Origin of the sequence: Chryseobacterium sp. Y16C, assembly GCF_022488405.1 — a bacterium.
Lineage (GTDB): Bacteria > Bacteroidota > Bacteroidia > Flavobacteriales > Weeksellaceae > Chryseobacterium > Chryseobacterium geocarposphaerae.
On record NZ_CP092711.1, the window covers coordinates 4,042,921 to 4,062,280 of the forward strand.

The following is a 19,360-nucleotide window of genomic DNA, read 5'->3' on the forward strand; positions in this document are numbered from 1 at the left end:
CTTCATGAATTTTTTATAATTTAAATATATCAGATATTTGCTGATAGATGTAATATAGATATTCATTGGATGGAGAGCAGTTGCCATTACTCATTGTTAAAAAATGATCTTTTTTAAGAGCAAATACTAAAATACCACCACCATCGGTACAGATCGATTCAACATGATAATTGTCTTTTTGCCAAAAATTATGTTTTTCCAATAAGGTCATAAATTTGTCAAATTCGACATTTGTAATTTTTCTTTTTTTTAAGATTTCGAATCTGGAAGGTATATATTCTCCGGTATTTTGATTATAACTACTTTTATTAATCTTTTTTACAACTAAGTTTTTTATATTTCCTTTTTTTCAACTCTTATAAGATAGTCTTGTTTAAATGCAGACCATTTGAAAAATTGATATATTTCTTCGGTAGTTTTTAGTTTAGACTTATCTATACACTCCAGAGGCTTCTCTTTTAATTGATTTGATATATAATCACATAAATTATCATTACCTTGAGAAAATAAAGAAGAGGATACTAATAGTAAAAACGGAATCAATTTTTTCATGATATATGTTAAAAGGCGTGAATTTTCCAAATAAAAATATCCAAAATTGGATGATTTTGGATATTCAATGTTATAATTTTTAAATCTTATTTTAAAGGAATATTCGCTAAAATATCTTTTGTAAATGCCCAGAATTTCTGGGCAGAAGGAATATTCGCTCTTTCATCCGGAGAGTGTGCTCCTCGGATCGTTGGTCCGAAACTTACCATTTCCATTTCCGGATAGTTAGCTCCGATAATTCCACATTCCAAACCAGCGTGACAAGCTACAACATGTGGTTTTTCACTGAATTTTTCAACATATATTTTTTCCATCAGCCGAACGATTTCAGAACCTGGTTTTGGTTTCCATCCAGGATAAGAACCACTGAATTCTACATTCATTCCTGCTAATTCTGCTACTGATTTTAATTGCTCAGCTACGGAATATTTAGAAGATTCTACAGAAGAACGGGAAAGATTTAAAATTCTTAAAGCTCCGCCTTTTAATTCTACTCTTGCCACATTGTTCGAAGATTCTACCAAATCTTTTACATCAGGGCTCATTCTGTAAACCCCGTTGTGCAGAGATTTTAATGCCAGGATAATTTTCTTTGAATCTGCTTCGGAAAGTGCTTTTTCAGAAGATGTGGTATTTTCAATATTAATTTGAATTCCGACTTCTATAGTCGCAAATTCGTCTAAAATCTCTTTTTTAAGATCTGTAACTTCCAAAATGAATTCCTGAGCATTTCTTACAGAAACAATGGCTACAGCTTCTCTAGGAATTGCATTTCTCAATCCGCCTCCATCAATAGAAATTAATTGGATGTTTTCTTTTTCTAAGCCTTTGTAAAAAAGTCTTCCTAAGATAATATTGGCGTTTCCAAAACCTTTGTGAATATCCATTCCTGAATGACCTCCTTGTAATCCTTTTACTTCAAGTCTTACTATTTGACCGTTGGCAGCTTCTGTTTCGTAGTTTTGGGTGATTGTCACATCAATTCCTCCTGCACAGCCGATATCAATTTCATCATCTTCTTCAGTGTCAAGATTCAATAAGATTTGCCCGGTTAATTGACCAGGTTTTAAACCTAAAGCACCCGTCATTCCGGTTTCTTCATCGATAGTGAAAAGAGCTTCCAAATCTGGATGAGGAATGTCTGAACTTTCCAGAATCGACATAATAGTAGCAACTCCCAATCCGTTATCTGCTCCTAAAGTTGTTCCTTTTGCCTTTACCCAATCACCGTCAATCTCCATTTTAATCCCTTCAGTCTCAAAATCGAAGTTAACATCACTGTTCTTCTGGCAAACCATATCTAAATGTGACTGTAAAACAACAGATTTACGGTTTTCCATCCCTGAAGTGGCAGGTTTTTTAATAATTACGTTTCCTACTTCATCTACAGTAGTTTCTAGTCCTAGATTTTCACCAAATTCTTTGATGAAAGCGATTACTTTTTCCTCTTTTTTTGAAGGTCTTGGAACAGCATTTAATTTGGAGAAGTTTTTCCAGATTATCTGCGGTTCTATATTAGATAATTCCATGAAATTTATTTTTCTCAAATTTACGAAATAAAAAATGCTTCCGGTAAATCAGAAGCATTCTTTTGTATTTTTTCGGAAGTGATTTTAACATCCACATTCACCGTAAATAGGCATTGTAACTGTTGTACCATCTGGTTTTTCGATGGTCAGTGTTCCCTGAAATAATAAAGCTTCTTCGTTCTTTATTTTTTTACCTTTTACAGATATTTTATAGTCTCCACTTTCTATTTCTTTGCTAAGTTCTTCATCTGCTTCCATATCGCTGGAAGAAATAAGATTCATAGCCAGTCTTTTGCCGTCAAGTTTCATATAAGCCGTTTTTCCGGCATCATCTGCATAGATGTATTTTTCGTTTTCGAAATCTGCTTTGTTCTTTGCAAAATAGCATGAACATTCCTTAATCTCAGTGGGAAAAGGAAATGCTTCTACAGAAATTGTTTCTGAAGAGGTTTTACTCTGAGCAGAATCCTGAACGATGGTTAAAGAATCTTGCGATGGTTGGGAAGAAACAGCTTCTTTATCTTTTTTACATCCGACTAATAAGAATGCTGAAAAGAAAATGATAAAATATTTCATGTGAATTGTATATTTTGATTATCCTCTGGCTCTTTCTAACAGAACCATCATGAGTAGGGAAAGAATAACTAAGCTTTCTTCCTCGTCATCAATGTCAATAAGTCTGTCAAGCTGGAATCTTCTTCCAAAGAAAGAAGGCATTTTTTTTAACTTGAAGTAAGCTTTTCCATCTACTCCCGTTACTGTGTAAGAAGGATTCAGAAAATATCCGGTAAACATTCCTATGATAGGGATTTCTCCTACAAAACTATCCCAGAATCTCACCCAGGCACTGTCTTCCTGAATTTTAAATTTCGGCTGATCATGAGCATCCAAAATATCATAGCTTGCTTTCCAAAGAGAGCGCATTCCTTTTCTTGCCAGTCTCCCGAAGTTCTTATTCTCGATTAAATCATTTAAAGAGTAAGATGCATTAAAGTCTATCCATTGATTAGCCTTGATTCTGAAAAGTTCCTTTGATTTGCTTTCATCATTAAAAACAATAACATCTTCTTTTAGCTTGAACATTTTCTGACGGACATAAGCTACATAATTTCCGTTTTTGTCTGTAATGTTGAAGTCGCTGGCTAAAGTTGTGATTTTAAATTTAAAATCTAATGGATAATTTAGATTGTTAAGTACCATTTAGTGTATTTTTTTCATATTTCGGGGCAAAGATAAAATTTTTATAATAAATGAAACCGATTTTTAAGCTTCATAAGGGATAAAACTCGGCTTTTTATTTTATTTTTGTAGTTATGGATTATCCTAGTAAAGTTTTAGCAAAGGCAGTAGATGAGATCTCCGGGTTACCCGGAATAGGGAGAAAAACGGCTTTGAGATTGGCCCTTCACTTATTGAAACAACCGGCTTCCAGAGCAACGAGTTTGGGTAATTCTCTGATTAATCTCGTCAATGAAATAAAATATTGCAAAGACTGTCACAATTTTTCTGATTTTGAAATCTGTGAGATATGCAGTAATGATAAACGTAATGATGAGACAATCTGCATTGTTGAAGATGTCCGGGATGTTATAGCCATTGAGAATACGGGAAAATACACAGGAAAATATCTTATTCTGGGAGGGAAAATATCACCGATGGAAGGAGTAGGACCCCATCAGTTGAATATTCCGAGTATTGAAAGAAAACTGAATGAAGGAAGTGTAAAAGAACTTATTTTTGCCTTAAGCGCTACTATGGAAGGTGATACCACCGCTTATTATATCTATAAGAAATTCAAAAATTTTAAAGTGAATTTTTCGAGTATTGCAAGAGGTATTTCTGTAGGCGATGAACTGGAATATGCTGATGAAATTTCTTTAGGAAGATCTATTATGAACCGATTGCCATATAATGATGGAAACGTTTAATATTTTATGTAAAAGTTTTTATAATGGTTTCGGTAATTATTCCCATATATAATTCTGAAAATACGATAATAAGTGCTTTAAATTCAGTTAAAGCACAGACATTAGGTATAAAAGAGTTTGAAATCATTGTTATTAATGATGGTTCTACCGATAGCAGCCAAAGCCTGGTAGAAGAATATATAGAGCAAAATCCTGAAATGAACTTTCAATTACTGAATCAGGTAAATAAAGGAGTTTCTAGCGCCAGAAATTCTGGCTTGAAAATAGCGAAAGGAGAATATATAGCTTTATTGGATGCAGATGATGAGTGGAGGCCCGAAAAAACAGAAAAACAAATTGCTTACTTTAAAAATACAAGCTTGAGTATTGATTTTCTTGCAACAAAGGGAAATGATAAGGAAATTTTATATCCGTACAGCATAGGAAAAAATAATCTTGCGGAGATCACATTCAGGAAACTATTATTGAGGAATGAAATCTTGGCTCCCACAGTCATGTTTAAGAGAAAAGTTCTTGAAAATACAGGTTTTTTTGATGATAATCAGAGGCATGCGGAAGATGTCAATTACTGGATGAGAACTTCATTAAAGAATAAGATGTATATATTGAATGAAAGTTTGGTTTTTGTAGGAGGAGGAAAAAGAACATTCGGTGTTTCAGGACTTTCTTCCAATCTTTCAGCAATGGAAAAAGGGTTTATAAAAAATCTTAAGGAAATGTATTTGCTGAAAAATATTAATTCTATACAATATATATTGTTGAGGTTTTTTTATAAGGCTAAATATCTATTTTTGTTATGCAGGCAATTTTACTATAATCTGAATGTAAAAAACTAATAATGAAAGTACTAATAACAGGTGGGGCAGGATTTATAGGAAGTAAGCTTTCTTTGGAATTGAAACAAAAAGGATATGAAGTTACAGTTTTAGATAACCTGTCTCATCAAATTCACGGTCAATATCCAGAAAGAACTTCTCTTTTATATAATAATATTGTAGATGAGGCTATTTTCATAAAAGGGGATATTACAAATAAGGAAGATTGGCAACGAGCAATTAAAAATCAAGATATAATTGTTCACTTAGCTTCAGAAACAGGAACCGGGCAGTCTATGTATCAAATAGAAAGATATACTGAAGTTAATATTCTTGGAACATCAAAAATGCTTGATGTTCTAGTTAATGAAGAGCACACAATCAAGAAAGTTGTAATAGCCTCCTCAAGAGCAATTTATGGCGAAGGGAAGTATTATCATTCAGTATTGGGAGATATTTATCCAGATTCCAGAGATGTAAAGAATATGGAAAATGGAGATTTTGAAATAAGATATTCTGACGGCGAAGTGTTGCAAGCGGTTCCTACACACGAAGATTCAAGAATTCATCCCATATCAATTTATGGAATCACAAAGCAGAACCAAGAACAAATGATTATGACGGTTTGTGGTGCTCTTGGAATTCCAGCAGTTTCACTTAGATTTCAGAATGTGTATGGTAAGGGGCAATCATTATTGAATCCTTACACAGGTATTCTGTCAATTTTTTCATCACAAATTCTAAATGGGAAATCAATTGACATATTTGAAGATGGAAAAGAATCTAGAGATTTCATTTATATAGATGATGCGGTTGATGCAGTAGTAAAATCTATCGAAAATGAAAAAGCGAATGGTGAAATCTTTAATGTAGGAACAGGAGTTCAGACTACAATATATGAAGTTGCAGAACAATTGATAAAACTATATGATAAAGATGTTGAAGTCAATATTTCAGGACAATTTCGATTGGGAGACATAAGACACAACTTTGCAGATATTAGTAAAATAAAATCAAAGTTAGGTTTTCAACCTGCAATAACTTTTAAAGAAGGATTATTAAAGTTTACAGATTGGGTATTGCAACAGGATATTCAGGATATAAGATTTAAAGAATCTATTGAGGAAATGAAGACTAAAGGTTTTTTAAAATGAAAGATATCAAAGGAAAAAAAATCCTTTTTTTAGCTGTTCGTTTCTTTCAATATGAAAAAGCGATTACTCAAAGGCTCTCAGAGCTGGGCGCTGAAGTTGATTTTTATGATGAAAGGCCGTCTAATTCCAATTTTGCAAAAGGAATAATCCGTTTCAACAAAAAAATTTATCAATCGATTATTAACAGGTATTATCAATGTATTATTGACGAAATTCAAAATAAAAAATATGATTATTTTCTATTAATTAAAGGGGAGGCTGTTCCCGCTTATTTTCTTGAAAAAGTAAGGTTGCTGAATCCTGAAATAGAAATGATCTATTATAATTTTGATCCTCTAAAAGAATATCCGGTTCTTATTTCCAACCTCAAATATTTTGACAAGAAATTTACTTTTGAGAGAAATGATGCCTTAAGATATGGATTGAGTTTCAGACCATTGTTTTACCTTAATGAATATCAACGTTTGGTATCCGATATTTCTGATTTTAATTATGATATTGTATTTATTGGAAGTGCACATACAGACAGATATATTGTAGGTGAAAAGGTAAGATCTATAGCCGAAAAATTAAAATTGAAATGCTTTTTTTATTACTATGCGATGGGTAAAATTGCATTTAGATTAAGAAGAATTGTAGATAAGGAACTAAAACAATTTGACAATAAAAAACTAAGTTTTACTCAACTAAGCCATCACGAAATTATTGATTATTATAGGCAGGCAAAATCAGTACTTGATATTAATAAGCCTTTTCAGGATGGCTTAACAATAAGAACTTTTGAAGTATTGGCATCAGGAAGAAAATTGATAACAACCAATTCTGATATTAAAAATTATCCTTTCTATAATCCCAACAATATTTTTATTATTGATCGCGCTCATATAAAATTAGATCGGGATTTTTTTAATTCAGAATTTGAGAAAATTGAAGATGAAGTATTATATATGATGTCTCTTGATTCTTTTATAGAATGTCTGTTTGTTAAAGATCAAAATGAATATTGGAATTCTTTTGTAAAAAATAATAATTAAAAAAGCAACTCTGAAAAGAGTTGCTTTTATTATATAAAGATGAAATCTTTTATTTAGTTGGAGCTACCGGAGTTGTAGATTGAGAAGCCGGAGCAGATTGTGCAGGAGCTTCTTTCTTCACTGGTTGCTGTGTAGCCGGAGCAGCTTGAGAAGGTTTCCCCGTAATTACAACACTGATCAGGATAAGAACAATAATTGTTGCTCCTAGTGTCCAGGTTGCTTTTTCCATAAAATCGTTGGTTCTTTGCACCCCGAATTGAGCAGAAGATGCACCTCCAAATGTACTGGAAAGACCTCCTCCTTTAGGATTTTGAGCCATAACAACGATTGTCAGTAAAATACTAGCAATCATAATAAGAACCATTAATAGTGTAAATATAGTATCCATTAATTCTGATATCTTTTTGAGTGGACAAATTTAATCTTTTTTTACTGAATAGCAAAATAAGATAGAAGTAAAAATAAAAACAGCAACATTTGTTGCTGTTTTTTATAGTAAATTGATCTGTCTTTATTTAAAATCAGAATCTTTAGCCTGGTTTACTTCGTATGATTTTACTTTCAGAACCATATCCATACCCATTTGATTAACCGTAATGGTATAAGGCATCTTCACACCAGATACATCTTTGTAATCAGCAAAAGTGGTAGGAATTGTCATGGTTTGTCCCTGTGCTTTTACCGTTTCAGTTTCTCCTGTTTTAAGACCTGTTTTTACACTGTAATAATAAGTTTTATCACCTGACTTAATCGCGTAAGAATCTTCTCCGTTGATTTTTTCAATTCCTGCTAATTTGTAATCTGCAGATTTAGCAAAACCTAATTCTTCGAAAAGTTCAGTGTTTTTAAGGTTTTCCGCAATTTCTTCTTTGCTCATTGGAACCTTTTGTCCCCCTTGTTCAGAATATCCTGTTTTACCATCAAAAACTTGTTTTTGAACAGTCATTGCTCCCATAGAGATGGTTTGCAATTCTTTTCCGCCTTGAGCTTTAACAATTTTGAAGTCAAGATTCTGTCCCTGCATAGACATAGTTGCATTCGTAGTGTATGAAGTGATTTTTGCTAAATTAGCTTTTCCTCCAATAGCAGCAATATACTTATCAACAACAGAGGCTACTGTTACATTAGCATCAACCTTTTGTACAGTTGGCTTTGCAACAGGATTGGCATCCTTATCATAGTATTTTACAGGGTAACCTAATTTTTCCAATCCTTCAGAGATATCAGATGCTTTACCCGCGATGAAAATTCTGCTTTGGTTTGGTAAAATCGTAGCTTTTACAGCATTGGTAACATCTGCAGCAGTTACTTTATCGATAGATTTTAAGTAGTTGGTATAGAAATCAGCAGGAAGGTCCTGAACTTTTTGATTTAAAGCAAATCTTGCAATAGTTGCAGGCTGCTCCAAAGACATAATGAAAGAACCTTTCAATTTAGCTTTAGCGTTTTCAAGTTCTTCGGGCTTTACACTAGAGATTGCGTTAAGCTCGTTCATGAATTCTTTAACCGCTTTATCTGTAACCTCATTTCTTACACTCGCACTTGCAGAAAACTGTGGAGAATATTTGCTTGCTACCATGCTTGAATAAGCCCCATACGTAAATCCGTTTTTCTCACGAAGGTTCATGAAAAGTCTGGCTTCACCACCACCACCAAGGATGTAGTTTGCTATGGTTGCCGGGAAATAGTTGGCATCCTTCATTTTTAATGTATTAAGGTTGTTCAAAGAAACAACTGACTGTACAGCAGAAGGAACGTCAACGATATTGATTTCAGTTTTAGCAACATTTTCAGCCGGCTCCAGAGGAGTGATTGGTGTGTTTGCTTTTTTCCAGTTGTTGAAAGCTTTTTCAACCAATGGTTTCACCTGATCAAATTTTACATCTCCAACGATTACTAAATAAGCATTGTCCGGAGCGTAATATTTTTTATAAATGTTTTGTACATCAGCTAACTGAATTTTGTTGATAGACTCAACCGTTTCAAATTCACCTCTTGAAGTGTTTTTACCATACATTAAAGCATTGGAAACTCTTCCAGCGATAGAAGAAGCATTTTTTTCGTCAGACTTTAATCCTTCGATGGCTCTTTCTTTAGAGTTCTGAATTTCATCAGCAGAAAATTTAGGATTAATAATTGCATCAGCCATCAATCCTAAAACCTGAGGGAAATATTTAGAAAGTGAGTTCATAGAAGCACCTCCTGAGTTGAAGTTAAGATTAGCACCAAGATAATCCACTTTTTTGTTGAATTCATCTTTGCTCATGTTTGTAGTTCCGTTTTCGAACTGCTCTGCCATGATTTCGCTTACCCCTGTTACAGCACCTTCATTGTATGGAGGTCTGTCCATTGTAAGACTTGCACTTACTCTAGGTAGTTTGTTGTTTTCCACAACCATTACCGTAAGGCCATTCTTTAATTGAAAAGTTTTTGGCTTAGCAATGTTGATTGCAGGAGTTGGTCCTGGCTTTGGCATTGCATTAAGATCTATTTTTTGCGCTGAAACAGTTCCTGCGAATAAAAACGCTACAGCTATATATGTTAATTGCTTTTTCATTTGTAAAAATTTAATTTTTAATAATCATCTTTTAACCTGAGAAGTTGAAATGATTACTTTTTTTCAGGTACGTAATTAATGATGATTCTTTGGTTAGAATTAAGATACTTTTTAGCCGCATTCTGAAGATCCTGTCTTGTGATACCTCTGTAAATGTCGATTTCTTTGTTGATCAAATTCGTATCACCCATCAATACGTGGTTGGTAGCCAATGAAGCAGCAATTCCCTGAATACTTGAGTTAGCATTTACAAACTGGTTTTCGTATTGGTTTTGTAGCTTCTGATAATCATCTTCAGAGATCAAAGTAGTCTGTAACTTTTTGATTTCAGCATCAATATCAGCCTGTAAAGCCTGTTTTGTCGTCTGTCCCATTGGGATTGCGAAGAAAGCGAAGATACTGTAATCTTCAAGACCCTGGTTAAAAGCTGCTACCTGAAGTGCTTTTTTGTCCTGGTCAACTAATTTTTTGTATAGAACAGAAGATTTACCATTACTTAAATAAGAGGAAAGCATATCTAAAACGTAAGCATCCTTTTCTTTATTAGCAGGAGTTCTGTATGCGAAAATATAAGCAGGAAGCTGAATGTTCGGGTCAGTTGCTGTAACTTCTTTTTCCTGGGTGATAGGAGCATCTTTCGGGAAATCTTTTGGATAAACCGTTCCTTTTGGAATGCTTCCGTAGTAAGTTTCAATCCACTTTTTAGTCTGTTCAGGTTTGATATCACCTGCTACAACCAAAGTTGCATTATTCGGAACGTAATATTTTTTATAGAATGCTTGGAATTCTTCTAATTTCGCAGAGTTCAGATCTTCCATAGAACCGATTGTTGGCCAGTTGTACGGGTGATTGGTAAATAAGTTTTTCTGAATGGTTGTGAAAAGATTACCATAAGGCTGGTTATCCATTCTCAATCTTTTTTCTTCTTTTACAACTTCTCTCTGAGTATCTACTCCAACCTGATTGATTACAGCGTGGCGCATTCTCTCAGCTTCCATCCAAAGACCCAATTGTTCGTTGTTTGATGGGAAAGTTTCATAGTAGTAAGTTCTGTCGTTGGTCGTGTTAGCGTTGTTTTGCCCTCCGTTTGAAGAAACAATCTTAAACCATTCACCTCTTTTGATGTTTGGGGTTCCTTCAAATAAAAGATGCTCGAAGAAGTGAGCAAAACCAGTTCTTCCTTTTACCTCATCTTTTGCACCTACATGGTACATTACTCCAGTTGTAACAACCGGTGCGGAATTATCCTGGTGTAAAATTACGTGAAGACCGTTTGGTAAGTCATATTCTTCAAATTTAATTTGTTGTGCGTTCAAAGCCATTCCAAAGAAAGCCGCTGCAGCAACAGAAAGAAGTCGCTTTTTCATAAATAGAAATTGTTTTGTCAATTAGTGCCAAATTTACTTTAATTGTTACAAAAAGTTAAAATAAATTTTACAGAAAGAATATTTAACCTACTATGATGAAAATTACAGTGCTGAGTTCTAACATCTAAAACCAAAATTTGAATTCTCCATAGAATACACTAATTTTGTGTTCCCAAAAATTTTTGCAGCATGGAGGATTATTTGAAAGGACTGAATGAATCACAATTTGAGGCCGTTACCACGTTACAAGGACCACTGATGGTGCTTGCAGGAGCGGGTTCCGGAAAAACGCGTGTACTTACCATGCGTATTGCTCATTTGATCACCAATGGAGTAGATCCTTTTAATATTTTATCTCTGACCTTTACTAATAAGGCGGCAAAAGAAATGAAGGAGCGTATTGCCAAAGTGGTAGGACAGAGCAATGCAAAAAGTCTTTGGATGGGAACCTTTCACTCGGTTTTTGCAAGAATTCTGAGAAGTGAGGCACATTATCTGGGATATCCTTCCAACTTTACCATTTATGATCAGCAGGATGCCCTGAATGTGATTAAAAAGGTATTGAAAGACATGAATATCGATGCTGATTTGTATAAACCTAAAAAAGTTCAGGCAAGAATTTCTACCTATAAAAATAATCTGATCACGGTAAAAGCTTATTATGCCAATCCGGAATTGATGGAAGCTGATGAAAAAGCAAATATGAAATTCATAGGGCAGATTTACCAGAAATATGTAGAACAATGCTTCAAAAACGGATCGATGGATTTTGACGATTTGTTGTTAAAAACCAATGAATTATTAACCCGTTTTCCTGAAGTTTTAGCAAAATATCAGGACAGATTCAGATATATTTTGGTAGATGAGTACCAGGATACCAACCATTCTCAGTATTTAATTGTAAAAGCATTAGCTTCTAAATTTGAAAATATTTGTGTAGTAGGAGATGATGCTCAGTCAATTTATTCTTTCCGTGGGGCAAATATTCAGAATATCTTAAACTTTAAAAAAGATTATCCTGATGCGGTAACGGTTTCGTTGGAACAAAATTACCGTTCAACACAGAATATTGTAAACGCAGCCAATGTTGTGATTGCAAAAAACCTTCAGCAGTTCAAGAAAAATGTTTTCAGTGAAAATGAAGAAGGTGAAAAAATAAAGATCTACCGTTCTCTGTCCGATGCGGATGAAGCCAATTTTGTGGCAGGAAATATCTGGGAAACCAGAAACCGGGAGCAAAGGAAATACAGTGATTTCGCCATTTTATACCGTACCAATTCTCAGACGCGTGCTTTTGAAGACGCTTTGAGACGTAAAAATATTCCGTACAAAGTATACGGAGGATTGTCTTTCTATCAGCGAAAAGAGGTAAAAGATCTCATCGGCTATCTGCGACTTTTGGTGAATGAAAATGACTCGGAGGCGTTGATGAGAATCATCAATTATCCTGCAAGAGGAATTGGTGAAACGACTCAGAATAAACTAATTGTTTTTGCCGACTCTCAAAATGTTCCGGTTTCAAAAGTATTGGATAATCTTCCGATCTATGCACCGCATTTAGGATTTAACAACGGTGTTCTGAATAAACTGAATGATTTCTGGTCAATGATTAAAGCATTCCAAGTATTGCTTAAAACAGAAACTGCATATAATGTTGCGATGGAGGTGGCAAAACGAAGCGGTCTGATTAAATTTTTAAAAGATGACCAGACTCCGGAAGGAATATCCAGGGTAGAAAACGTTCAGGAATTGATGAACTCCATGCAGGGGTTTATTGAAGAACAAATGCAGCTGGAAGACGGGGATCCTAGTTTACCGAACTTCTTAGAGAATATTGCCCTTTCTGCAGATACTCAGGATAAAGAAAATGTGGATGATATGGTTTCACTGATGACGATTCACCTTTCCAAAGGTCTTGAGTTTCCGGTGGTTCATTTGGTGGGACTGGAAGAAAATCTTTTTCCGAGCTTCATGAGTTCTGCTACAAGAGAAGATCTGGAAGAAGAGCGACGATTGTTTTATGTGGCTTTAACAAGAGCTGAAAAACAGGCTTATTTCTCCTATGCCGTTTCCCGTTTCCAATGGGGAAAAATTACTGATGCAGAGCCGTCAAGGTTTTTGAGTGAAATTGATGATCAATACCTTGAATTCCTGAATCCGATGATTGAGAAGCGTTTCATTAATAATTCAGGAGTGAAATCTAATATATTCGATGAGCATCCTTCTGAAATGAGAAGCTTTAAGAAAGTGGAGAAGAAAACCATTGCTAAAAGTGAAAATTCAAAACCAATCGCAGAGCCAAGGAAGCTTAAACCGGTAAGTACGGCGAAGATTATCAACCCAAGCGGAGCTTCTTCTCAGGATATTGAAGTAGGGGATAAAGTAAGACACGACCGATTTGGAATCGGAGAAGTGACCTTCTTAGATGGAACAGATCCTCAAAATATTAAAGCAAAAGTGGTTTTCATGCATGAAGGAGAGAAAAATCTGATCCTGAAATATGCGAAGCTTACCAAAATATAATAACAAATCTCAAGAAATCTTATGAAAAGAATAATGTTTTTATTTACTATGATAATGTGTTTTGGCAGTTTTCTAAAAGCACAGACTCAGCCGGTTCCATGGACGGAAGCTCAGGTGGTAGCTCCCGATATTTTAGCGGCTAAAATTGTAAAAAAGCAAACCCAAAATATCCTGATTTTCTCTGTTGGTCCTTCTGCTGTAGTAAAAGGTTCTGTGGATATGGGAATGGCCAATGATCCTCAAAATCTTGAGAAACTGAAGGATTATGTGAGAAAATTAGATAAAAATAAAGAAATCATTGTCTATTGCGGATGCTGTCCTTACGACCGATGTCCGAATATTCGTCCGGCGTTCAATGCATTGGTAGAAATGGGTTTTAAAAATGTAAAGATTCTTGATATTCCTAAAAATGTAAAAACCAACTGGATCGATCATGATTATCCAACCAACGATTAATATATTGAAAAAATTACTTTTATCAGGCATTCTATTCTTCTGTTTCGGATTCATTGGCGCACAAAATTCATTGAAGTTAAATGATACTGCTCCTGAGATTCATCTGAAAACTTTTCAGGACACTGATTTTAAGCTGAGTTCACTGAAAGGGAAGGTGGTTTTACTCGATTTTTGGGCAACATGGTGTGCTCCATGTGTTGAAGAACAGCCTTTTTTAAAGGAAATTTATATTGAAAATGAAAAAGCTGTAAAAGAAGGACGCTTTGAAATAGTGGGGGTTTCCTTAGATAAATCTAGAGATAACTGGAAGAAGATGATTGAAAGGGAAAGAATAAACTGGACACAAATAAGTGATCTTCAGTTTTGGAAAAGTCCGGTTGCCAAAACATACGGGATTGAAGAATTACCTTATAATCTGGTGCTGGATAAATCCGGAAAGGTTATCGCAATTAATATTCATGGGGAAGAGCTTAAAACTTTTATAGCTGATGAATTGAAAAAAGAGTTTGAGTAATCTTCATTAAAAAATATTTACCCATAAAAAACTTTGTAAGATGACTTACAAAGTTTTTTATTTAATTATTGAGCCAATAAATTATTTCATCTATGTTTTATAATAATGCCATTTGCGATATTTATATTGGAAAAAGTGCCGGTGCAAAGCTTCTTCAGGACATCAGAAATGCCAAAAGAAATATCAAAATAGTATCTCCTTATCTTTCTCCTTCATTGATTAAGGAACTGATTTTTCTGCATAACGAAGGAATTAAGATCAGCCTTATTACCAGTGATGAGATAGAAGACTTTTATGGCTATGATAAGAATATTAATAAATTGATTGTTCAGAAAAGACATACTGATGAAAAAGCAAAACAGTCCAGAGACAGTTTGATCAGCTTATCGGGAATATTACTTTTTATAATAATAGGTTTGATTGTGCTTTTAGTTCCTTTCATCTTCTTTTTAAAAGAATGGAAGTTTGCCTATGGCTTTATTCTTGTTGTTTGTTATTTTTTGTCAGGGATTTTGTGGTAAGACAAATTAAAAACAAGCGGATTTACCATTATACTTATAAACAGCTATTTCCGTTTAAAGTTTTTATTTCTCCCAATAATGGAAACTCTTTCAATAAAACCTTTATCCACAGTAAGATTTATGTGATTGATGACGAAATCGCCTATATGGGCTCTTTGAACTTTACGGCAAAAGGAATAAAAGACAACCATGAGACCAGAATCAGAACTGCTGATCCTAATGCTGTGGCAGGAATAGTGGAGGAAGTAAATAAGATTTTTTTTAATTCCAATTTGGCAGAAAGAGATCTTCAGTTTTGGGAAAGCCAGCTGTACCCGGAGCCGATTAATTAATGACAGCGTTTATTTTTTGCCATAAAACCTCATCAAAATTCGAGCGGGCAAAATTCATATTATCTGCTGATTTACCCATTCTTATAATAACCAGCTTCTTACTGGGAACAACATAGATTTTCTGGTCATTCTTTCCTAAAGCACAAAACAGATCATCCGGTGCGCTTGGAATGAGCTTTCCATTAAATTGAAATTGCGTCTGTGGAAGGTGATAGCTTGCTTTTCCGTTGAGCCACCACAAATATCCGTAGGAAAGATTGAGATTTTGAGAAGTGGTGGTAGCATTCTGAAAATATTGGGTATTAATGATCTGTGTTCCATTCCAGTTTCCTTTATTGAGAGCCATTAATCCAAAGCGGGCCATACTTCTGGTATTGCTCCAATATACACTGTTATTACCACTCTGAATCCAGGCTCCGGTCATTCCGATTTTATCCCGAAGTTTTGTATTGAAATAGTTTGACCAGCTTTGTCCGGTAGCAGCAGCGACTACATCCTGAAGCTTTACATAGACGTTATGATACGCCCATCTCGTACCTGCATCGGCTTTGTATTGAAGATGAGCCGAAGATACATCATTTCCCATGCTGTCATCTAAACCGGAAGTCATTGTTAACAGATTTTTACAGGTAATAAGATTTTCTTTTGCTAAAGGCTCGCTTGTCCACCCTGTTCCGATATACGCTGAAACTTTATTATTGATATTTAAAAAGCCTTCCTGTTCGGCAATTCCGGTAACGGTTGAGGTAAGTGTTTTTCCTGCACTTGCCCAATACCAAGGCATTCTGGAAGTATGACCTCCAAAATAATTTTCCATTACAATTCTTCCGTTCTGAAGAATCATAAAACTTCTGGAGTTTTTAGTCTGCAAATAATCCAGCAAATCCTGAACTTTATCCTGATGCCACCCTAAACTCGCAATAGATTTTGTTTCCCATGTATCACTATTAAAAGGAGGAAAGTACATGGCTTCTTTTCTTGCCGGTATTGGTTTAGACATTTTATGCTCTGTAAATTTCGCAAAGGAACTGCATATTATGAGTACAAAGCATACAATAGAAGTAGAAAATAATCTCTTTATTTTCATGTGAAATTAGTTTAAATTCTATTTTTAGATCAATAAAATTTAAATTAGTTAAACATTTTAGAATAAAACTATAATTAATTTAGCGACTCAAAGTTTAACAGGTATGAGGTAAATTTCAAAGATTACTTCACCAAAAGGTAAATTCCGACACCAATACTTGCATAAGCAACTACGGTCAGAATATCAGCGATGGGTTGTGAAAATCGTTTTTCAGCAATTCTCTCAGCATTAATTTGGTTCTTATGGAATTTTAGAACATTTTTAGGACTATGAACCGGGTGTGCAACCAGACTGTCGCGTTCCCATCGGTCAACGATTACTTTATAGCTTTTGCCGTCAACTTCAATTTTAACATTTTTATTAGGGGCAAGTTTCTCCTGAATATTAATAGGAACGGGTGTAGGTTGTGGATTCTGAGGTGCTGTGCTTTTTGTTTGCGAAGGATTCGTATTAGCAAGTGTTGCACTATTTTTAGCGTCCTGTTTATTGTCAGTTGTTGCAGCTGGTTTCTTAACCTGATAAGTATAGCAACTCACAAGACACAATAATATGATGATAAGGTAAAGATTCTTTTGCATTAGCCAAATTTAAGAATTAAACGGAATATTCAGTATTTTCTTTTAGAAGATTCTGTTTTTTGATAAAATTACTGCCCAATTATTTTTTATGAGATTCAATAAAATTCACCATTTCATCATTCAGTTGATTCATATATGTTGTATCGGTTGTTCCAAAACCGTGAGCGCCATCTTTTACAACGATCAGTTTGGTTTCGATATTTTGTTTTTTAAGCTTTCTGACCAACCTTTTGGAATGATTAATAGGAGCAACTTTGTCTCTATTTCCATGAAGAATAAAAGTCGGAACACCATTTTCAACATCATTGATGGGAGAAGCAGTTTCCAGATAGTCTATAGCTTTTCTTTTTTCGGTTTTAATATCATATCCTGAAATTCCGAAGACTAATTTTTGCCTGATTTCCACAATCGGTTTAAAAAATAATCCCACAATAGCCACCGGAATTTTACCTAATCTCGTATGTAAAAGCTTGTTTAAATCGGTAGGCCCGAAATTACTTACTACATAATTTACTTTTCCGGAATAAGATGAAAGTTCTGGACTTCCAACATATTCGTTATCGTTGGTATACGCTGAAAGCATCGATAAATGAGCGCCTGAAGACGTTCCGAAATAGCCAATATGATTCGGATCAAAATTATATTTTTCAGCATTTTTCCTAACCCATCTCACCGCATCTTTTGTATCCTGAACCGGCAACGGAAAATGTACCGTGTCACTTACCAAAGTATAATCAATGCTAATAACGGCATAATTTTTTTCAACCAGTTTTAAAATAAAGCTTTCAATATAGCTGTCGGCTCTTACTGCTTTATCACCTTTTGCCCAGGCTCCGCCGTGAACGTAGATCACTACCGGAAGTTTTCCCGATGTTGGCTTTTTAGGTTCGTAAATGTCTAATTTGATAGGATTTCCCGAAGCATCATTTTTATAAGAAATATCCTCTAAAAGAGCAGTTTTTTCGGGAAGAATAATGCTTTTCGGAGCTTGTATTTCGATTGGAGCCTGAGAATAACTCAGATTGAAGAGGCTTAAGCATAAAATAAAAAACAGGTTTAAAGAAAACCTGTACATTATATTGTGATTGAATAAGTTCATAAAATATTTTTTGAAGTGGTTATTTTACTAACTCCTCAAAAAGTTTACCAAAAGTCTTTTCCAGGTCTTTAGATTTTCCCGGATGAGGTCTGGAGGTCTGTACTACGGAACTTCTTACCGCCGTCAACCATCTGAAACGCTCAGGAATTTCAAGCTGGGCAATAGGTCCGCCGTCTTTATCTCCATTCGCAATTTTCTGAAAACTTTCAAGATTTTGAATGATATCCTCATAATCCAGCTTGCTGTGCATAAGTCTGAATTTATCGGGACATAAATAAAACTCAACCCTAATGAATTTTTCTTTTTTAGAAAACATCACCAAACCTATATTGAAAAACTCTTCTCTTTCAACCTTAGGAACCAGACGTATGACTGCGTATTCGTATATTTTATCCTCTTGCATTTTTGGCTTCGTTTAAAAAAATTTCAGAATTTTCTAATCGTGTTTTCAGGAAGTTGAAATAGATTTCACGAATTTCCTCTGGGCTTTCATCGGCGTCGTTCCAGTGTAACCAGTCTTCAGGAATTAAGTTTACAATTTCTCTGAAAACAGTCTCAGTCAAGACTTCTTTTGCGAGTTTATCTGCTTCATCAAGCTGTGTGGCCTGTGGAAGCAAAACATGATCTTTCACATATTTGAATGGAGTTTTTGCAGCTGTATCAAAATTCTGCCACGAATGATGAAAATAGAAAGAAGCCCCATTGTCGATCACCCATAATTCTTTATGCCACATCAGGAGATTGGTATTCTTAAAAGTACGGTCAATATTGGTGATAAAGGCATCCAGCCAAACGATTTTTGATGCCAGAAGAGGATCAACTTTCACACTGGGATCGTAGGCAATAGAGCCTGAAAGATAATGTAACCCTAAGTTTAATCCTTCTGAAAATTTCAGCAGATCCTGAATTTCTTCATCAGCTTCAGTTCTTCCAAAATCTACATCGAGATTCACCAATACGAGTTCAGGAATTTTTAATCCTAATACTTCAGTAATTTTTCCGCCCAATAATTCTGAAATCAGCATTTTAACTCCATGACCTGCACCACGGAATTTTAACACATATTTAAAATCATCATCAGCTTCTGCAAGCGCAGGAAGAGAACCTCCCTCCCGAAGCGGCAGAATATATCGCATTACCGTTACTGTTCTTAAATCCAACATGCAGCAAAAATAAGGTTTAATTTAATAATAGATAAATTAATATCAGGTTGACTAATGAGAATAATATATTAGAGCGCCATTATTGCTCACAATTTGAGACTATGGAAAATGCTTTGTTTTGAAAAATTTACCCGCAAGTACTGTTTATTTT

The 19,360-nt window shown here is 34.7% G+C and carries 21 protein-coding genes; 9 read left to right on the forward strand and 12 right to left on the reverse strand.

Annotation, left to right across the window (positions count from 1 at the left end; translation table 11 throughout):
• Positions 1-333: 333 nt before the first annotated feature.
• The 4 genes from MKS83_RS18320 to MKS83_RS18335 all read right to left on the reverse strand — a co-directional run bounded on the left by MKS83_RS18320 (position 334) and on the right by MKS83_RS18335 (position 3,281).
• On the reverse strand, positions 334-552 hold the full coding sequence (locus MKS83_RS18320; protein ID WP_240580804.1) for a hypothetical protein: 219 nt from the start codon (positions 550-552) through the stop codon (positions 334-336).
• A gap of 86 nt (positions 553-638) precedes the next feature.
• Positions 639-2,081: an aminoacyl-histidine dipeptidase gene (locus tag MKS83_RS18325; RefSeq protein WP_240580805.1), complete on the reverse strand. Its 1,443-nt coding sequence runs from the start codon at positions 2,079-2,081 to the stop codon at positions 639-641.
• Between the two features lie 84 nt (positions 2,082-2,165).
• Complete coding sequence (locus tag MKS83_RS18330) at positions 2,166-2,657, reverse strand: hypothetical protein (RefSeq protein WP_240580806.1); 492 nt, start codon at positions 2,655-2,657, stop codon at positions 2,166-2,168.
• An 18-nt stretch (positions 2,658-2,675) separates the two neighbouring features.
• Positions 2,676-3,281: a hypothetical protein gene (locus MKS83_RS18335; protein ID WP_240580807.1), complete on the reverse strand. Its 606-nt coding sequence runs from the start codon at positions 3,279-3,281 to the stop codon at positions 2,676-2,678.
• A 113-nt stretch (positions 3,282-3,394) separates the two neighbouring features.
• Between MKS83_RS18335 and recR the strand changes: the two genes are divergently transcribed.
• The 4 genes from recR to MKS83_RS18355 are packed head-to-tail and all read left to right on the forward strand — an operon-like array spanning position 3,395 to position 7,012.
• Positions 3,395-4,009 (forward strand): recombination mediator RecR, encoded by a 615-nt coding sequence (gene recR / locus MKS83_RS18340; protein WP_240580808.1) that lies wholly within the window; start codon positions 3,395-3,397, stop codon positions 4,007-4,009.
• 23 nt (positions 4,010-4,032) lie between these two features.
• Positions 4,033-4,845 (forward strand): glycosyltransferase family 2 protein, encoded by an 813-nt coding sequence (locus MKS83_RS18345; RefSeq protein ID WP_240580809.1) that lies wholly within the window; start codon positions 4,033-4,035, stop codon positions 4,843-4,845.
• A 2-nt stretch (positions 4,846-4,847) separates the two neighbouring features.
• Positions 4,848-5,978: an NAD-dependent epimerase/dehydratase family protein gene (locus MKS83_RS18350; RefSeq protein ID WP_240580810.1), complete on the forward strand. Its 1,131-nt coding sequence runs from the start codon at positions 4,848-4,850 to the stop codon at positions 5,976-5,978.
• Positions 5,975-7,012, forward strand: coding sequence for a hypothetical protein (locus MKS83_RS18355; protein WP_240580811.1), 1,038 nt, complete (start codon positions 5,975-5,977; stop codon positions 7,010-7,012). Before MKS83_RS18350 ends, MKS83_RS18355 begins: the two co-directional genes overlap by 4 nt.
• A 49-nt stretch (positions 7,013-7,061) precedes the next feature.
• Here the strand turns inward: MKS83_RS18355 and secG are convergent, their stop codons facing one another.
• The 3 genes from secG to MKS83_RS18370 form a co-directional block, all read right to left on the reverse strand.
• Positions 7,062-7,400, reverse strand: a complete 339-nt coding sequence (gene secG / locus MKS83_RS18360; RefSeq protein ID WP_240580812.1) for a preprotein translocase subunit SecG — start codon at positions 7,398-7,400, stop codon at positions 7,062-7,064.
• Between the two features lie 123 nt (positions 7,401-7,523).
• A complete protein-coding gene (locus tag MKS83_RS18365) occupies positions 7,524-9,569 on the reverse strand; it encodes a M16 family metallopeptidase (protein WP_240580813.1) in 2,046 nt (681 codons plus the stop codon).
• A 53-nt stretch (positions 9,570-9,622) separates the two neighbouring features.
• Positions 9,623-10,936 (reverse strand): M16 family metallopeptidase, encoded by a 1,314-nt coding sequence (locus MKS83_RS18370; RefSeq protein WP_240580814.1) that lies wholly within the window; start codon positions 10,934-10,936, stop codon positions 9,623-9,625.
• A 189-nt stretch (positions 10,937-11,125) separates the two neighbouring features.
• On the opposite strand from MKS83_RS18370, the gene MKS83_RS18375 reads away from it, so the two are divergent.
• The 5 genes from MKS83_RS18375 to MKS83_RS18395 all read left to right on the forward strand — a co-directional run bounded on the left by MKS83_RS18375 (position 11,126) and on the right by MKS83_RS18395 (position 15,282).
• Positions 11,126-13,459, forward strand: coding sequence for an ATP-dependent helicase (locus MKS83_RS18375; RefSeq protein WP_240580815.1), 2,334 nt, complete (start codon positions 11,126-11,128; stop codon positions 13,457-13,459).
• Between the two features lie 48 nt (positions 13,460-13,507).
• On the forward strand, positions 13,508-13,915 hold the full coding sequence (locus tag MKS83_RS18380; RefSeq protein ID WP_240580816.1) for a rhodanese-like domain-containing protein: 408 nt from the start codon (positions 13,508-13,510) through the stop codon (positions 13,913-13,915).
• Entirely contained in the window at positions 13,893-14,429 is a 537-nt protein-coding gene (locus MKS83_RS18385; protein ID WP_240580817.1) for a TlpA family protein disulfide reductase, read from the forward strand. The genes MKS83_RS18380 and MKS83_RS18385 overlap by 23 nt, the downstream gene beginning before the upstream one ends.
• Positions 14,430-14,521: 92 nt before the next feature.
• The gene (locus MKS83_RS18390) at positions 14,522-14,950 is read left to right on the forward strand and encodes a phospholipase D-like domain-containing protein (protein WP_240580818.1); all 429 of its coding nucleotides are present in this window, start codon (positions 14,522-14,524) and stop codon (positions 14,948-14,950) included.
• Positions 14,944-15,282, forward strand: coding sequence for a phospholipase D-like domain-containing protein (locus tag MKS83_RS18395; RefSeq protein ID WP_240580819.1), 339 nt, complete (start codon positions 14,944-14,946; stop codon positions 15,280-15,282). The genes MKS83_RS18390 and MKS83_RS18395 overlap by 7 nt, the downstream gene beginning before the upstream one ends.
• Here MKS83_RS18395 and MKS83_RS18400 read toward each other — a convergent pair.
• The 5 genes from MKS83_RS18400 to MKS83_RS18420 all read right to left on the reverse strand — a co-directional run bounded on the left by MKS83_RS18400 (position 15,275) and on the right by MKS83_RS18420 (position 19,209).
• Complete coding sequence (locus tag MKS83_RS18400) at positions 15,275-16,282, reverse strand: serine hydrolase domain-containing protein (protein ID WP_240580820.1); 1,008 nt, start codon at positions 16,280-16,282, stop codon at positions 15,275-15,277. The genes MKS83_RS18395 and MKS83_RS18400 overlap by 8 nt on opposite strands.
• 209 nt (positions 16,283-16,491) lie before the next feature.
• Positions 16,492-16,947 (reverse strand): hypothetical protein, encoded by a 456-nt coding sequence (locus MKS83_RS18405; protein ID WP_240580821.1) that lies wholly within the window; start codon positions 16,945-16,947, stop codon positions 16,492-16,494.
• Positions 16,948-17,026: 79 nt separating this feature from the next.
• A complete protein-coding gene (locus tag MKS83_RS18410; protein WP_240580822.1) occupies positions 17,027-18,046 on the reverse strand; it encodes an alpha/beta hydrolase in 1,020 nt (339 codons plus the stop codon).
• Between the two features lie 19 nt (positions 18,047-18,065).
• Positions 18,066-18,449, reverse strand: coding sequence for a DUF3037 domain-containing protein (locus MKS83_RS18415; protein WP_100378118.1), 384 nt, complete (start codon positions 18,447-18,449; stop codon positions 18,066-18,068).
• Positions 18,436-19,209 (reverse strand): HipA family kinase, encoded by a 774-nt coding sequence (locus MKS83_RS18420; RefSeq protein ID WP_240580823.1) that lies wholly within the window; start codon positions 19,207-19,209, stop codon positions 18,436-18,438. The genes MKS83_RS18415 and MKS83_RS18420 overlap by 14 nt, the downstream gene beginning before the upstream one ends.
• Positions 19,210-19,360: the final 151 nt, after the last annotated feature.

What these genes read in the sequence shown, in the direction of transcription:
- MKS83_RS18420 (WP_240580823.1), bottom strand. Translation starts at nt 19,209, where the DNA reads ATGTTGGATTTAAGAACAGTAACGGTAATGCGATATATTCTGCCGCTT.
- MKS83_RS18385 (WP_240580817.1), top strand. Translation starts at nt 13,893, where the DNA reads ATGATTATCCAACCAACGATTAATATATTGAAAAAATTACTTTTATCA.
- MKS83_RS18345 (WP_240580809.1), top strand. Translation starts at nt 4,033, where the DNA reads ATGGTTTCGGTAATTATTCCCATATATAATTCTGAAAATACGATAATA.
- MKS83_RS18375 (WP_240580815.1), top strand. Translation starts at nt 11,126, where the DNA reads ATGGAGGATTATTTGAAAGGACTGAATGAATCACAATTTGAGGCCGTT.
- MKS83_RS18330 (WP_240580806.1), bottom strand. Translation starts at nt 2,657, where the DNA reads ATGAAATATTTTATCATTTTCTTTTCAGCATTCTTATTAGTCGGATGT.
- MKS83_RS18370 (WP_240580814.1), bottom strand. Translation starts at nt 10,936, where the DNA reads ATGAAAAAGCGACTTCTTTCTGTTGCTGCAGCGGCTTTCTTTGGAATG.
- secG (WP_240580812.1), bottom strand. Translation starts at nt 7,400, where the DNA reads ATGGATACTATATTTACACTATTAATGGTTCTTATTATGATTGCTAGT.
- MKS83_RS18410 (WP_240580822.1), bottom strand. Translation starts at nt 18,046, where the DNA reads ATGAACTTATTCAATCACAATATAATGTACAGGTTTTCTTTAAACCTG.
- MKS83_RS18325 (WP_240580805.1), bottom strand. Translation starts at nt 2,081, where the DNA reads ATGGAATTATCTAATATAGAACCGCAGATAATCTGGAAAAACTTCTCC.
- MKS83_RS18350 (WP_240580810.1), top strand. Translation starts at nt 4,848, where the DNA reads ATGAAAGTACTAATAACAGGTGGGGCAGGATTTATAGGAAGTAAGCTT.
- MKS83_RS18355 (WP_240580811.1), top strand. Translation starts at nt 5,975, where the DNA reads ATGAAAGATATCAAAGGAAAAAAAATCCTTTTTTTAGCTGTTCGTTTC.
- MKS83_RS18365 (WP_240580813.1), bottom strand. Translation starts at nt 9,569, where the DNA reads ATGAAAAAGCAATTAACATATATAGCTGTAGCGTTTTTATTCGCAGGA.
- MKS83_RS18400 (WP_240580820.1), bottom strand. Translation starts at nt 16,282, where the DNA reads ATGTCTAAACCAATACCGGCAAGAAAAGAAGCCATGTACTTTCCTCCT.
- MKS83_RS18405 (WP_240580821.1), bottom strand. Translation starts at nt 16,947, where the DNA reads ATGCAAAAGAATCTTTACCTTATCATCATATTATTGTGTCTTGTGAGT.
- MKS83_RS18335 (WP_240580807.1), bottom strand. Translation starts at nt 3,281, where the DNA reads ATGGTACTTAACAATCTAAATTATCCATTAGATTTTAAATTTAAAATC.
- MKS83_RS18390 (WP_240580818.1), top strand. Translation starts at nt 14,522, where the DNA reads ATGTTTTATAATAATGCCATTTGCGATATTTATATTGGAAAAAGTGCC.
- MKS83_RS18415 (WP_100378118.1), bottom strand. Translation starts at nt 18,449, where the DNA reads ATGCAAGAGGATAAAATATACGAATACGCAGTCATACGTCTGGTTCCT.
- MKS83_RS18380 (WP_240580816.1), top strand. Translation starts at nt 13,508, where the DNA reads ATGATAATGTGTTTTGGCAGTTTTCTAAAAGCACAGACTCAGCCGGTT.
- MKS83_RS18320 (WP_240580804.1), bottom strand. Translation starts at nt 552, where the DNA reads ATGAAAAAATTGATTCCGTTTTTACTATTAGTATCCTCTTCTTTATTT.
- recR (WP_240580808.1), top strand. Translation starts at nt 3,395, where the DNA reads ATGGATTATCCTAGTAAAGTTTTAGCAAAGGCAGTAGATGAGATCTCC.